We start from the raw sequence: 13,652 nt of genomic DNA, 5'->3' as shown, positions 1-13,652 counted from the left end.
TAGCGTGAAGAAAGACCGGCACGCCAAGCCCGAACTCTCACAGCACGGCGCCGATCTGCCAGGGGACGAATTCGTTGTCGCCCAGGCCCAATTCCTCGCTCTTGCTGGGCTGGCCCGAGGCATTGGCGATGATCAGCGCGACGATCTCGCGGGCCTTGTTCTCCAGCGTCACGGCCGCCGACAGGATATCGCCGCAATTCAGGTCCATGTCTTCGCACATCGCGTGGAACAGCGCGTCATTCGTGGCCAGCTTGATCGTCGGCGCAGGCTTGGACCCGAAGGCCGAGCCGCGCCCGGTGGTAAAGACGATCAGCTGCGCCCCGCCCGCAATCTGGCCGGTGGCAGATACCGGGTCATAGCCCGGCGTATCCATGAAATTCAGCCCCGGCTGGGTGATCGTTTCGGCATAATCCAGAACGGCGTTCAGCGGCGTAGCACCCGCCTTGGCGACGGCGCCCAGCGATTTTTCCAGGATCGTCGTCAGCCCGCCCGCCTTGTTGCCGGGGCTTGGATTGTTGTCCAGCGAGGCGCCGTTGCGGGCGGTATAATCCTGCCACCAGGCGATCCGGTCCAGCAGCCGCTGCGCGATGTCCGGCGAGGCGGCGCGGTCCAGAAGCAGACGTTCCGCGCCATAGATTTCGGGCGTCTCGGACAGCACCACCGATGCCCCCTGCGCCGCCAGCATGTCGCTGGCAAGTCCAAGCGCGGGATTGGCTGTGATGCCCGAAAACCCGTCCGAACCGCCGCATTGCAGCCCGATCTTCAGCGCCGAGGCCGGGGCGGACGCGCGCAGCGCGGCGTTCACCTGCGGCAGCATCTGGCGCACGCGCAGCTTGATCGCCTCGATGGTCGCGCGGGTGCCGCCGTTCTGCTGGATGGTCAGGCCGTGAAAGCGCGCGGCCGCGCCCAGTTCCTGCTTCATCCGGGCGATCTGCATGACCTCGCAGCCCAACCCCACGAACAGCGCCGCGCCCACATTGGGATGGCCCGCATGGCCGGTCAGCACCCGTTGCAGCGCCCGCCAGCCCGGCCCGCCATCGGCCATGCCGCAACCCGAGCCATGGGCGAAGGCCGCAACGCCATCGACATTCGGAAAGGCGTCCAGCGCGCCCTCGATCCGCAATTCCTCGGCCGCGCGGCGGATCACCGTGGCCGAACAATTCACGGTCGAGACCAGCGCGATGAAGTTCCGCGTCCCGATCTGCCCGCCCTCGCGGTGATAGCCCTGAAACGTCAGGGCCGGCCCACGATACCGGTCCAGCGCGGCGCGCGCGGCAGGCAGGCCGGCGCCAGGGCGATGGGCGCGATCGTGGTCGCCGAATGCACAATTATGGCTGTGGACGTGATCGCCCGCGCTGATGTCAGCGGTCGCATAGCCGATGATCTGGCCATATTTGAAGACAGGCTCGCCCGTGGCGATGGCGCGGCGCGCGATCTTGTGCCCCGCCGGCGCGACCCCCCTCTCGGTCAGGATCGCGACATTGTCGGACGGGTTCAGGATCATCGGCTCAGCCATCGGACGGCTCTGCCGCCATGGCCCGCGCCCCCTTCTGCACCAGCCCGGCCAGCGCCGCCGTCAGATCGCGCACAAAGGCCGCATCCTCGCGCAGGACGGGCGGGAAAACCTGGCCCAGCGACAGGAAATTGGCGACTGTGCGGGCAGGGTCACGGGCCCATTGCGCGGCCAGCTTCGCCGCCAGCGGATCCTTGACCTCGATCGGACCGCCCTGCTCATCGGTTCCGGAGGCATAGCGCATCCACGCCGCCACCGAGAGGATCAGCCCCGGCACGTCGCGCCCCGCTGCGCGGCCTTCGACGATGGTGCCCAGAATCCGCTGCGGCAGCTTCTGGCTGCCATCCATCGCGATCTGCCATGTCCGGTGCCGGATGGCCGGGTTGCGGTATCGATCCAGCAGGGCATCGGCATAGGCAGCCAGATCCTCGCCCGGAGGCGGGGTCAGCGCAGGAATGATCTCGTTGCGCCAAAGGCGCTGCACGAATGCCGAGAAGACCGGATCGGCCACGGTGTCGGAAATCGTCTCGTGTCCCGCCAGATAACCCAGATAGGCCAGCGATGAATGGGTGCCGTTCAGCATCCGCAGCTTCATGTGTTCGAACGCGGTCACGTCGCCCACGATCTGCACGCCGACCTGTTCCAACGCCGGACGGGGGCCGCAGAAACGGTCCTCGACGACCCATTGGCGAAAGGGTTCGTGCATGACCGGGGCCTCGTCGCGCTGGCCCGTCCGGGCTTCCAGCCGGTCCAGATCGGCCGCCGTCGTGGCAGGGACGATGCGGTCCACCATGGTCGAGGGGAAAGCGCCCTCGACATCGATCCATGTCGCCAGATCGGGGTCGATCAGCCGCGCCAGTTCCAGCACGACACCGCGGACGACGCGGCCATTTTCGGGCAGGTTGTCGCAGCACAGGACGGTGAAGGGCGGCAGGCCGGCCCTGCGGCGGGCCTGAAGGGCGCGGACCAGAAAGCCGGGGGCGGAACGCGGCAGCGGATGGGCCAGATCATGCGCGATGTCGGGATGGTCACGGTTCAGCCGCCCGGTCGAAGGTTCGTGGCAATAGCCCTTTTCGGTCACCGTCAGGCTGACGATATGGATCGCGGCCGCCGCCATCGCATCCAGCACCGCCTGAGGATCCTCGGGCGCGACCAGCACGTCGCGCAGAACCGTCACGACCCGCGCCGCCTCGCCCTGCGGACCCAGTTCGACCGCCTGATAGGCCCAGCCCTGCGGCCGCAGCCGGTCGCGGGTGCCCGGCGATTGCAGCGAAACCCCGGTGACGCCCCAGTCGCCGCCCCCGGCCGCCATCGCCTCGGCCAGATAGATCGCGCCATGGGCGCGGAAGAACGCACCGAGCCCCAGATGGACGATGCCCGCCGGAGCCTCGGACGGCGACCGGAAAAGCCTATCGGGCAAGCCAGCCTCCGTCCACGTTCAGGACCGCGCCGTTGACGTAACCGGATGCCGGCGCCGACAGGAAAACCGCCGTCTGCGCAATGTCTTCGGGCTTGCCCCAACGACCCGCGGGGATGCGATCCAGAATGGCTTTCGAGCGGTCGGGATCGGCGCGCAGGGCGCTGGTGTTGTTGGTCTCGATATAGCCGGGCGCGATGGCGTTGACGTTCAGGCCACGCGCGGCCCATTCATTGGCCATCAGCTTGGTCAGACCCGCCACGCCATGCTTGCTGGCGGTGTAGGACGGCACCCGGATGCCGCCCTGAAAGGACAGCAGCGAGGCGATGTTGACAATCTTGCCGGCCCCGCGCGGCAGCGCGGCGCGGGCGAAGGCCTGGCAGGTGAAGAACAGCGCCTTCATGTTCACATCCATCACCGCATCCCAGTCGGCCTCGGTGAAATCCACCGCATCGGCGCGGCGGATGATGCCCGCATTATTGACCAGAATGTCGATCCGTTCCGATGCGAAGAGGTCCCGCGCCGCCATCGGATCGGCGAAATCCAGGCGCAACGCGCGACCCGACCCCATCAGCGCCAGCGTCTCGTCGCAATCGCGGCGTGCTGCGGCGATCACCTCCGCGCCGGCCTGCGCCATCGCCACGGCGATCGCCTGCCCGATGCCCGTATTCGCGCCGGTCACCAGCGCCGTGCGGCCCTCCAGCGAAAACGGGTTCACCGCAGATCCTCCGGCTGCACGAAATCCATGTCGGTGTAGTCGACATTGTCGCCCGCCATCGCCCAGATGAAGGTATAGCCGCCGATCCCCGCGCCGGAATGGATCGACCAGGTGGGCGAGATCACCGCCTGTTCATTGGCCACGAACAGGTGCCGGGTTTCCTGCGGCTCGCCCATCAGGTGCAGGACGCGGGCCTCGGGGGCCATGCCATGATACAGATAGGCCTCCATCCGCCGGTCGTGAACATGGCTGGGAATGGTGTTCCAGACCGATCCGTCCTCCAGCGTCGTATAGCCCAGGACCAGCTGGCAGCTTTCCATCACCAGCGGGTGGATGAACTGGCGGATGGTGCGCTTGTTGCTGGTCTCGACCGCGCCCAGCCTGACCTCTTTCGCCTCGCCGACCGTGACCAGCCGGCAGGGCAATCCGCGGTGCGCGGGGGCCGAGGCGAGGTAGAACCGCCCCTGCCCCGAAAAGGTCACCGCGCCCGAACCCATGCCCAGATACAGCACATCGCCCTTCTGCATGTCCCAGGACTGACCGGCCGCGGCGACCGTGCCCGTCTCGCCGATATTCACGATCCCCATCTCGCGGCGCTCAAGAAAGCTGTCGGTCTTCGTTTCCTCGATCCTGTCCAGCACCAGCGATCCGCCCGCAGGCACCGCGCCGCCAATCACGAAGCGGTCGTAATGGGCATAGACCAGCCGGATCTGGCCGTCCGCGAACACGCCCTCGGCCAGAAAGTGACGGCGCAGCTCGGCGGTATCCATGCCCTTGGCGTGGTCGGGATGGATCGCGTGGCGGGTTTCGACATGGGTCATCAGGAATCCTTTCACAGAAAATCGTCGCGGCGCGGGGTGAAGCTGTCGATCAACTCTCCCGCTTTCAGGCACAGGCAGCCATGTTCGGCCCCCGAGGGGATCACGAAGGCGTCGCCGGGCCCGATCTCGAATTCGCGGCCCTCCATCGTGAAACGGTAGCGGCCCGAGCGGACATAGGTCGACTGGACATGCGGGTGGCTGTGCAGCGCCCCCCGGTCGCCCGCCGCGAAGGCAAAGCGGACGACCATCATTTCGGGGCTGTGGGCCAGCACGGTGCGGACGGGATCGCTCATCTGAACACCGAGGGCAGCCACAGCGACAGTGCCGGGATGTAGGTGACCAGCATCAGCGTCAGGAAGGCCGCGCCGTAGAACGGCCAGATGGTGCGCATCGCCTGCCAGATGCTGATACGTCCCACCGCGCAGCCCACGAACAGCACCGCGCCGACCGGCGGCGTGCACAATCCGATGCCCAGGTTCAGGATCAGGATCACCCCGAAATGCACCGGGTCCACGCCGAAGGCCTGCGCAACGGGCAGAAAGATCGGTGTGGTGATCACGATCAGCGGCGACATGTCCATGAAGGTGCCCAGGATCAGCAGGATCAGGTTCATCAGCAGCAGGATCACCAGCGGGTTGTCGGAGACGCTCTGCAAAAGCTGGACCAGCTGTGCCGGCACGCGGAGATAGGCCAGAAGCCAGCCGAAACAGGCCGCGCTGCCGATGACCAGCAGCACCATCGAAGTGGTGCGGACCGCGCCCTTGGTCGCTTCGACGAATTCGCCCCATGGCAGGCTGCGATAGACCAGCGCCGTGATCAGCAGTGCATAGACCACCGCGACATTCGAGGATTCCGAGGCCGTGAAGATGCCCGACCGGACGCCACCGAAGATGATCGCGATCAGGATCAGCCCCGGCACGGCCGAGACGAACAGCGCGCCCATCATCCGGAACCCGGGAAACGGCTCGGTCGGATAGCCCTTCTTGCGGGCCACGTACCACGCCGCGCTCATCAGCATCAGCGCCAGCAGCAGGCCGGGAATGATCCCCGCAGTGAACAGATCCGCGATCGACAGCCGGCCGCCGGCGGCAATGGAATAGATGATCATGTTGTGGCTGGGCGGGATCATCAGCGCGATGATCGAACTGACCACGGTTATGTTGACCGCATAATCCACGTCATAGCCCCGCGCCTTCATCTGCGGCACCATCAGCCCGCCCACCGCCGAGGCATCCGCCGCGGCCGAGCCAGAGACGCCGCCGAACATCAGCGAGGCCATGATGTTGACCTGTCCCAACCCGCCCTTCAGGTGCCCGACCATCGCCCCGGCCAGTGCGACCAGCCGCCGCGCGATGTCGCCGCGCACCATCAGATCGCCCGAATAGATGAAGAAGGGGATCGCCATCAGCGCAAAGACCGAGATGCCGGAATTCAGCCTCTGGAACACCACCACCGGGGGCAGTCCCAGATAGAGAACGGTGAAAAAGCTGGATGCGCCAAGGCAGAAGGCAACCGGCGTTCCGATCAGCAGCAGGCCCGTGAAGCTTCCGAACAGGATCCAGTATTCCATCACTTCGTCTCCAGCATGTCGCGGGCCCGCGCGCCCGCCGCATGGCCGTCGACCTCGCCATCGGCGGCGTCATCCATGTCGCCGAAGCGCCGGGTGCGCAGCCCCACCAGCCGGCGCAGGATACGCTCGGCCGAGAACAGCAGCAGCAGCACCCCGCCCGCGATCAGCGGCGCGAAATCCCAGATGCGCGAAATGCCAAGTCCCGGAATGTCGCCGCTGGCGGCCTTTGCGGCCAGTTGCCAGCCGAACCACGACATCCCGAAGCCGAAGGCTGCCACGACCACGTCCGACAGGCTGTGAAACCAGGGCCGCCAGCCTTCCGGCACGACCATCAGGCCGACGTCGAAGGACAGGTGATAGCCCTCTTTCACGCCGACCGCCGCGCCGATGAAGATGAACCATCCCATCAGCATGACGCTGGCGGGCTCGGCCCAGAAAAGGCTGTAGCCGATGATGTAGCGATAGAAGACCTGCGCGAAGACCGCCGCCGTCATCAGGACCAGGCCGATCCCCGCCAGCCACAATCCCAATCGGGCCACCAGCCCGGTCACGTCGGCCAGTTTCAAGATTGCACCGCGCATCGGGCGATCTCCTGCAAGGGCAAGGGGCCGCCCGCGCGGGATGCGCGGGCGGCCGGAAGGTCACGGGATCACTTGGTTTCCTGAATGCGCCGGACCAGATCCCTGGCCTCGGGCGTGGTCACGTATTTCTCGTAGACCGGGGCCATCGCTTCCTGAAAGGCGGTCTTGTCGATATCCTTGATGATCTGCGCCCCGCCCGCGACGACCTTTTCCTCGGACGCCTTTTCCTGCTCGGCCCACAGCTTGCGCTCGACCTCGACCGAGTTCTTGCCGGCGGTCTTGATGATCTCCTGATCCTCGGGGCTCAGCTTTTCCCAGGACAGTTTCGACATCGCCACCAGTTCCGGCACCATCAGGTGTTCGTCCAGGGTATAGTATTTGGCGACCTCGGCATGGCCCGAACTGTCATAGCTGGGAAAGTTGTTCTCGGCCCCGTCGATGACGCCGGTCTGGATGGCTGAATAGACCTCGCCATAGGGCATCGGCGTCGCGTTCGCGCCAAGCGCCGACATCATGTCCACGAAGACGTCGTTCTGCATCACGCGGAACTTCATGCCCTTCAGATCCTCGATCGAGGTGATGGGTTTCTGGCTGTTGTAGAAGCTGCGCGCGCCGCCATCATAATAGCCAAGAACGATCAGATCCTTTTCCGCGAAATTCTGCGCGATTTCTTCGCCGATCGGACCATCAAGCACGTTGTGCATCTGATCCTGCGACCGGAACAGGTAGGGCAGCGAGAAAAGCTGGGTGACCGGCACGATGTCGTTGAACGTGCCGAAGCTGGCACGAACCATGTCGATCACGCCGAACTGGGTCTGCTCGATCGTGTCCTTTTCCTCTCCCAGCTGCGCGGCCGGGAAGACCTCGATGCAGATGCGGCCATCGGATTTCTCCTTGACCTCGCTGGCCATCGACTTGACCCCCTCGACGGTCGGATAGCCGTCGGGGTGGGTGTCCGATGACCGCAGCGTGATTTCGCATTCCGCAGCCGCGCCCGCGGTTGCGAAGGCGGCCGAAGCCAGCAGCCCGATCAGTGTCGTATTCAGGAACTTCATGTTTAATCCTCCCTGGATGAAGCTCAAAGTCTGTAGGCCCGTTTGGCGAGGCCGTGGGCCAGCTCGCGCGCCACTTCGGGCGCTTCCTCCCCGTCCAGCCGGCCGGTTGCGACCAGCGTGGCCAGATAGGCGCAATCCACTCGCCGCGCGACGTCGTGGCGGGCGGGGATCGAACAGAAGGCACGGGTATCGTCGTTGAAACCGACCGTGTTGTAGAAACCTGCCGTTTCGGTCGTCGTCTCGCGAAAGCGGCGCATCCCCTCGGGGCTGTCGTGGAACCACCAGGCCGGACCAAGCCGCAAGCAGGGCCAGGCCCCGGCCAGGGGCGCCAGTTCGCGCGAAAAGGCCGCCTCGTCCAGCGTGAACAGGATCACCGTCAGATCGGGTCGCATCCCCACCGCGTTCAGCAGCGGGCGCAGGGCGGAGACGTAATCGGTGGGGCCGGGAATGTCGAAACCCTTGTCTCGGCCGAATGTCGCCATGACCGCGTCCGAATGGTTGCGCCGCGATCCGGGATGAATTTGCAGGACCAGCCCGTCATCAAGACTCATCCGGGCCATCTCGGTCAGCATGTGGCCTCGGAAGGCATCGGCTTCCTCGGCGGAACACCGACCGTTCAGCGCCTTTCCGAACAGCGCGGCCGCGTCGGCCTGCGGCAGATCCTCGGTCCGGGCGCTGGCATGGCCATGATCGGACGCGGTCGCGCCGAAATCCCTGAAATACGCGCGGCGGGCGCGGTGGGCGTCCAGGTAGCCCGCCCAGGTCGTCGTGTCGAACCCCGTCTGCTGACCCATCAGCGCAACATTATCGGCAAAGCCCGCCATCTCGGGGTCGATCACACCATCGGGGCGATAGGTCGTCACCACGCGGCCCGTCCAACCCGATTCGCGGATCATCCGGTGCCAGCGAAGATCGTCGGTGGCGGCCTCGGTCGTGGCGATGGCCTCGATCCCGAAGCGGTCGAACAGGGCGCGGGGCCGGAATTCGGGTTTCGCAAGGCAATCGGCGATGTGATCGTAATACCAGTCCGCCGTTTCGGCCGTCAGGCGGCGGTCGATGCCGAAGACATGCCGGAAGGAATGATCCAGCCACAGCCGTGACGGCGTGCCCCGAAACAGATGGTAGTGGCGCGCGAAAATCCGCCAGATGCTGCGCCCGTCGGATGCGACCGGGCCGCCATCGACCCGCGGCACGCCCAGATCGGCCAGCGGCACCCCCTGCGAGGCCAGCATGCGAAAGACATAATGGTCCGGCGTCACGAAAAGCTGCGCCGGATCGGGAAAGGGCTGATCCTCGGCGAACCAGCGCGGGTCGGTATGGCCATGCGGACTGATGATGGGCAGATCGCGCACGCCTTCATACAGATCGCGCGCCAGATCTCGCTGAACCGGTTCGGACGGAAACAGGCGGTCGTCGTCAAGCAGCGCCATCATCCCCCCGATTCGCCTTGCCACTGTGCTAGTCATCTAATATGCTAGATTATGAGATGTCAACCGGAGCCGCCATGACCCCGCCCGCATCGCCCGCCAATGTCGCCCTGCCGGCGCTGGACGAGGCAAGACCGCCCAGCGTGACCGACCAGGTTTATGACGCCCTCTATGAGCGGGTGATCGACCTGACCCTGCCGCCCGGCGCCCGGCTGTCCGAGGCCGAGGTAGCGACGCAGATGGGGGTGTCGCGCCAACCGGTGCGCGATGCCTTCTACCGGCTGTCGCAGATGGGCTTCATCCTGATCCGTCCGCAGCGCGCGACGGTGGTCACGCAGATCTCGGAGCAGGCCATCCGGCAGGCGCATTTCATCCGCAACGCGCTGGAGATCGCCACCGCGCGCGAGGCCGCGTTGCGCCTGACCCCGGATCAGCATCGGGCGCTGGACGATCTGATCGCCCGGCAGGACGCCGCCATCGCAGCCGACGACCGCAGCGGCTTTCATGCGCTGGACGACCGGTTTCACCACGACATCTGCGCCTTCATCGGTCGCGAGGTGGTGTGGACCCTGATCAAGGAAAACAAGGGCCACATGGACCGCGCCCGCTATCTGTCGCTGTCCTACAACGCGCAGAACGCGATGCAGGAACATCGCGTGATCCTGCGCGCCCTGCGCGATCGCGACCCCGATGCCGCCGCCGCCGCCGTCACCGACCATCTGTCACGCATCAACGAGACGCTGGAGCGACTGCGCATTGAACAACCCGAGATGCTGGGGCAATGACAGCTAGACAGGGCGCAACCGACCGGCCCGCAATCGGCTGAAGGAAAAGAGGGACAGAATGCGACAGACATGGCGCTGGTTCGGGCCGCAGGACCGGGTTTCCATCGACGACATGCTTCAGGCGGGTGTGCGGGGCGTGGTCTCGGCCATGCACCACATTCCCACCGGCGAAACATGGTTGCCCGACGAGATCGCGCGCCGCCAGGCCCAGATCGCCGCCATGCGCGACGGCACCCCGTCGGGGCTGGCCTGGGAGGTGGTCGAAAGCCTGCCGGTCAGCGAGGCCATCAAGACCCAGAGCGGCGACTGGCGGGCGCATGTGACGAACTGGATCGCCTCGATGCGCCATCTCCGCGACGCGGGAATCGAGGTGCTGTGCTACAATTTCATGCCGGTTCTGGACTGGACCCGGACCGACCTGTCCTGGCCCCGGCCTTCGGGCGCGCGCTGCATGCGGTTCGATTTCACAGATTTCGCGGTCTTCGACATCCACATCCTGCAACGCCAGGGCGCGGCCCGGGATGTCCCCGAGCATGTCCGCGACGAGGCCGCGCGCCGCTTTGCCGACATGGACGAGGCGCGACGCCAGCAATTGGCGGGCAACGTCGTCTTCGGCCTGCCGGGCGCAGCCGAACGTTTCAGCCTGCAGGATGTCCGCGACCTGCTTGACAGCTATGCGCCGGTGACGGATGCGGTCCTGCGCCGCAATTTCCACGATTTCCTGGAACAGGTCGCCCCCGTCGCGCAAGAGATCGGGATGCGGCTGTGCTGCCATCCCGACGATCCCCCTTTCGCCTTGCTGGGTCTGCCCCGGATCATGTCGACCGAGGCCGATTATGCCGAACGGATGGCCGCCGTCGATCTTCCCGCCAATGGCATCACCCTGTGTTCGGGATCGCTGGGCGCGCGGCCCGACAACGACCTGCCCGGCATGATGGACCGGCTGGGCGACCGGGTGCATTTCCTGCACCTGCGCAATGTGCGCCGCGACGGCGACGCGATCCGGGGTTCTTTCTTCGAGGACGAACATCTGGCCGGCCAGACCGACATGGTGGCGCTGATCGCCGCGGTGCTGCGCGAGGAAAGGCGGCGGCGACGGGCCGGGCGGTCCGATGCGGTGATTCCGATGCGGCCCGATCACGGTCAGGATATCCTCGATGATCTGGGACGCGACGGCCAGCCGGGCTATCCCGCCATCGGCCGCCTCAAGGGTCTGGCCGAACTGCGCGGGGTCGAGGCGGCCCTGAGCCATCCGCTGACGGAGGTGCCGGCATGAGCGGCCTGATCCTGTCCATCGGCGAGGCGATGCTGGAATTGTCGCGGTCGGACACGCGCGAATTGTGGCGTCTGGGGATCGCGGGCGATACGCTGAATACCGCCTGGTATCTGCGCCGGACCCTGGGGACCGACTGGCGCGTGGGCTATCTCAGCCGCGTCGGCACGGGCGAGTTCTCGCAGAAGATGGTCGATTTCCTCGATGCCGAGGGGATCGAGACCGCGCATGTCACCCGCGACGCCGACCGCGAGATCGGCCTTTACGCGATTTCGCTGAAGGATGGCGAGCGCAGCTTTTCCTATTGGCGCGACAATTCCGCCGCCCGGCATCTGGCCGACGATCCGGAGACGCTGGACACTGCGCTGGCAGGGTGCCGCATCGCCTATCTGTCGGGAATCACGCTGGCGATCCTGTCCGACGCCGGGCGCGACAGGCTGCTGGCGGCGCTGAAACGGGCGCGGGCATCGGGCTGCCGGATCGTCTTCGACCCGAACCTGCGACCCCGGCTGTGGACCGGGGCCGCCGCGATGCGCCGCTGGATCGAGGCCGCGGCCTCGGGCGCCGATCTGGTCCTGCCCAGCCTCGAGGACGAGATGACCCATTTCGGCGATACGGATGACAAGGCGACTCTGGCGCGATATCTGGATCTGGGCGCGGGCGAGGTGGTCATCAAGAATGGCGGCGAGCCGATCCGGTTCGGCGGCGCACAGGGCGTCGGCGTGGTCGGCGATCTGGAACGCGCCACGCCGATCGATACGACTTCGGCCGGCGACGCCTTCAACGCCGGCTATCTGGCCGCCAGCCTTGGCGGCGCGGGTCCGGAGGATGCGATCCGCGCCGGTCACGCGCTGAGCCGCAAGGTGATCGCCCATCCCGGCGCGCTGGTCCGCGAGGCGGTCGCGGCGCCGGACTGATCCTCAGCCGACCTGCCGGCCCTTGACCCAGACCCCGGCCACCCGCAGCGTCCGGTCCATGTCGGCCAGCCGGATCAGATCGGCGCGCAGGCCGGTCCCGATCCGGCCGCGATCCGTCAGGCCGGTCGCGCGCGCCGGGGCGTCGGTGACGGTCGCGAAGGCGCGCGCCGGATCCTTCCACACACGCGCCAGATGCTGCGCCCCCAGCAACAGGCTGGAGGGCACGTAGTCGGACGAGATGATATCCAGCAATCCGTCCCGCGCCATCGCCTCGGCCGCGACATTGCCCGAATGGGATCCGCCCCGGATCAGGTTCGGCCCGCCCATCATCACCGCAATGCCGTGGTCGTGGCAGGCGCGCGCGGCCTCTTCCGTGGTAGGGAACTCGGCCAGGCGGATGCCATAGCCGGCGCTGGTCGCGACCTGATCGGCGGTGGTGTCGTCATGGCTGGCCAGCGTCGCGCCCAGGCGGCGCGCGGCGGCGACCGCGCCGGCCTCGTGCGCGGCGCCGAAACGGTCGCGCAGCGCGGTCAGGCGCGCGACATGATCGGCGAAGGCCGCATCGGTAAGCCCCTTCCTGCCCTGCACATACCGGGCCAGCTTGGCGATGTCACGGAATTGACGCTGGCCGGGCGTGTGATCCATCAGGCTGACCAGCCGGACGCGATCCTGCGGCCCGAATTCGGCCAGTTCGTCCAGCAGGGTCCGGCTGCAAATCTCGGCCCGCAAATGGATCCAGTGACTGATCCGGGTCCGTCCCTCGGCCTGCAGAGCATTGATCTCGCTGACCAGCGGGCGCGCATATTTCGCGTAGCCCGCCCCGTCTTCGGGGATCGACCCGACCCTTACCGCGTCGAGGACCGTGGTGATCCCGGCCGAGGCCAGTTCACCGTCATGGGCGAAGATCGCGGCAGCATGGGGCCAATCCACGCCGGGACGCGGCTGGATATGCCGTTCCAGATTGTCGGTATGCAGCTCCACCAGGCCGGGGGCGACGTGGTCGCCGCCGCAATCCATCGCGCCGGGCGGAACGGCGGCGCCCTCGCTGATGGCCACGATCACGCCGTCCTCCACATGGATGGCGCCGCGCATCACGCGGTCGGGCAGGATCAGTTCGGCATTTGCAAGGATCATCATGGAACAACCTCGTCCAGCGCAGCGAGAAAGGCGATCGTCGAAACCGCCGGATCGCCGGAATTGTCGATACGAATCAGGCGCAGGTTCCCCGGATCGAAGACCGCCTCGCGGGCGATGCGATCGGCGATCTGCGCCCGATCCTCGCGCCCGCGCGCAGCCAGCCTTGCGACACAAAGCGCCGGTTCCGCGCCGACATGGATCACGCCCAGCCCCGGAAAGACCCGCGCCGCATCGGCCAGGCAGCGCCGCGACAGGTCGACCAGCACCGTCCCGCCACCGGGTTCCGGCCAGGAAACACCGTAGCACAGGCCATGCGCCTGCCAAGCCAGCCGCACCACGGCAAGATCATGCGTCACCACGATCGCGGACAATCCCATGTCGCGCACAAGCCCGCGCAGCAGATCCAGCAGCCGCGCCTGAACGCTGTCAATAATCGGT

13 protein-coding genes and 1 pseudogene are annotated in these 13,652 nt (G+C 66.6%); 3 read left to right on the top strand and 11 right to left on the bottom strand.

Features of this window, described 5'->3' with window-relative positions; translation table 11 throughout:
• Window positions 1-37: 37 nt before the first annotated feature.
• From B4L36_RS03225 to uxaC, 9 genes are all read right to left on the bottom strand, one after another.
• A complete protein-coding gene (locus B4L36_RS03225; RefSeq protein WP_292952271.1) occupies window positions 38-1,516 on the bottom strand; it encodes a UxaA family hydrolase in 1,479 nt (492 codons plus the stop codon).
• Window positions 1,509-2,933 carry a mannitol dehydrogenase family protein gene (locus tag B4L36_RS03220; RefSeq protein WP_292952268.1) on the bottom strand — a complete coding sequence of 475 codons (1,425 nt, stop codon included), beginning with the start codon at window positions 2,931-2,933 and terminating at the stop codon, window positions 1,509-1,511. The genes B4L36_RS03225 and B4L36_RS03220 overlap by 8 nt, the downstream gene beginning before the upstream one ends.
• Complete coding sequence (kduD, locus tag B4L36_RS03215; protein WP_292952265.1) at window positions 2,923-3,648, bottom strand: 2-dehydro-3-deoxy-D-gluconate 5-dehydrogenase KduD; 726 nt, start codon at window positions 3,646-3,648, stop codon at window positions 2,923-2,925. Before kduD ends, B4L36_RS03220 begins: the two co-directional genes overlap by 11 nt.
• A complete protein-coding gene (gene kduI, locus B4L36_RS03210; RefSeq protein ID WP_292952262.1) occupies window positions 3,645-4,469 on the bottom strand; it encodes a 5-dehydro-4-deoxy-D-glucuronate isomerase in 825 nt (274 codons plus the stop codon). Before kduI ends, kduD begins: the two co-directional genes overlap by 4 nt.
• A gap of 11 nt (window positions 4,470-4,480) precedes the next feature.
• Window positions 4,481-4,762 carry a cupin domain-containing protein gene (locus tag B4L36_RS03205; RefSeq protein WP_292952260.1) on the bottom strand — a complete coding sequence of 94 codons (282 nt, stop codon included), beginning with the start codon at window positions 4,760-4,762 and terminating at the stop codon, window positions 4,481-4,483.
• On the bottom strand, window positions 4,759-6,039 hold the full coding sequence (locus tag B4L36_RS03200) for a TRAP transporter large permease (RefSeq protein ID WP_292952257.1): 1,281 nt from the start codon (window positions 6,037-6,039) through the stop codon (window positions 4,759-4,761). The genes B4L36_RS03205 and B4L36_RS03200 overlap by 4 nt, the downstream gene beginning before the upstream one ends.
• Window positions 6,039-6,620, bottom strand: a complete 582-nt coding sequence (locus B4L36_RS03195; RefSeq protein ID WP_292952254.1) for a TRAP transporter small permease — start codon at window positions 6,618-6,620, stop codon at window positions 6,039-6,041. Before B4L36_RS03195 ends, B4L36_RS03200 begins: the two co-directional genes overlap by 1 nt.
• 68 nt (window positions 6,621-6,688) lie before the next feature.
• Window positions 6,689-7,675, bottom strand: coding sequence for a TRAP transporter substrate-binding protein (locus tag B4L36_RS03190; protein WP_292952251.1), 987 nt, complete (start codon window positions 7,673-7,675; stop codon window positions 6,689-6,691).
• A gap of 23 nt (window positions 7,676-7,698) precedes the next feature.
• The gene (gene uxaC, locus B4L36_RS03185; protein WP_292952438.1) at window positions 7,699-9,105 is read right to left on the bottom strand and encodes a glucuronate isomerase; all 1,407 of its coding nucleotides are present in this window, start codon (window positions 9,103-9,105) and stop codon (window positions 7,699-7,701) included.
• Between the two features lie 74 nt (window positions 9,106-9,179).
• On the opposite strand from uxaC, the gene B4L36_RS03180 reads away from it, so the two are divergent.
• The 3 genes from B4L36_RS03180 to B4L36_RS03170 are packed head-to-tail and all read left to right on the top strand — an operon-like array spanning window position 9,180 to window position 12,077.
• On the top strand, window positions 9,180-9,887 hold the full coding sequence (locus B4L36_RS03180; protein WP_292952249.1) for a GntR family transcriptional regulator: 708 nt from the start codon (window positions 9,180-9,182) through the stop codon (window positions 9,885-9,887).
• A 58-nt stretch (window positions 9,888-9,945) separates the two neighbouring features.
• Window positions 9,946-11,163 carry a mannonate dehydratase gene (uxuA, locus tag B4L36_RS03175; protein WP_292952247.1) on the top strand — a complete coding sequence of 406 codons (1,218 nt, stop codon included), beginning with the start codon at window positions 9,946-9,948 and terminating at the stop codon, window positions 11,161-11,163.
• Window positions 11,160-12,077, top strand: coding sequence for a sugar kinase (locus tag B4L36_RS03170; RefSeq protein WP_292952245.1), 918 nt, complete (start codon window positions 11,160-11,162; stop codon window positions 12,075-12,077). Before uxuA ends, B4L36_RS03170 begins: the two co-directional genes overlap by 4 nt.
• Window positions 12,078-12,080: 3 nt before the next feature.
• Here the strand turns inward: B4L36_RS03170 and B4L36_RS03165 are convergent, their stop codons facing one another.
• A complete protein-coding gene (locus B4L36_RS03165; protein WP_292952243.1) occupies window positions 12,081-13,214 on the bottom strand; it encodes an alpha-D-ribose 1-methylphosphonate 5-triphosphate diphosphatase in 1,134 nt (377 codons plus the stop codon).
• Window positions 13,211-13,652: pseudogene (locus B4L36_RS03160) on the bottom strand (hypothetical protein); the annotation flags it as partial. The gene B4L36_RS03165 and the pseudogene B4L36_RS03160, both read right to left, overlap by 4 nt.

The sequence above is a fragment of the Paracoccus sp. UBA889 genome (assembly GCA_002294185.1).
GTDB lineage: Bacteria > Pseudomonadota > Alphaproteobacteria > Rhodobacterales > Rhodobacteraceae > Paracoccus.
The sequence above is the reverse complement of the archived record's forward strand: the minus strand, read 5'-3'. Positions and strand labels throughout refer to the sequence as shown.

Coding starts and splice junctions, on each gene's coding strand:
- B4L36_RS03190 (WP_292952251.1), bottom strand. CDS start 7,675: ATGAAGTTCCTGAATACGACACTGATCGGGCTGCTGGCTTCGGCCGCC.
- B4L36_RS03170 (WP_292952245.1), top strand. CDS start 11,160: ATGAGCGGCCTGATCCTGTCCATCGGCGAGGCGATGCTGGAATTGTCG.
- B4L36_RS03165 (WP_292952243.1), bottom strand. CDS start 13,214: ATGATGATCCTTGCAAATGCCGAACTGATCCTGCCCGACCGCGTGATG.
- B4L36_RS03225 (WP_292952271.1), bottom strand. CDS start 1,516: ATGGCTGAGCCGATGATCCTGAACCCGTCCGACAATGTCGCGATCCTG.
- uxaC (WP_292952438.1), bottom strand. CDS start 9,105: ATGGCGCTGCTTGACGACGACCGCCTGTTTCCGTCCGAACCGGTTCAG.
- B4L36_RS03205 (WP_292952260.1), bottom strand. CDS start 4,762: ATGAGCGATCCCGTCCGCACCGTGCTGGCCCACAGCCCCGAAATGATG.
- kduI (WP_292952262.1), bottom strand. CDS start 4,469: ATGACCCATGTCGAAACCCGCCACGCGATCCATCCCGACCACGCCAAG.
- B4L36_RS03195 (WP_292952254.1), bottom strand. CDS start 6,620: ATGCGCGGTGCAATCTTGAAACTGGCCGACGTGACCGGGCTGGTGGCC.
- uxuA (WP_292952247.1), top strand. CDS start 9,946: ATGCGACAGACATGGCGCTGGTTCGGGCCGCAGGACCGGGTTTCCATC.
- B4L36_RS03200 (WP_292952257.1), bottom strand. CDS start 6,039: ATGGAATACTGGATCCTGTTCGGAAGCTTCACGGGCCTGCTGCTGATC.
- B4L36_RS03180 (WP_292952249.1), top strand. CDS start 9,180: ATGACCCCGCCCGCATCGCCCGCCAATGTCGCCCTGCCGGCGCTGGAC.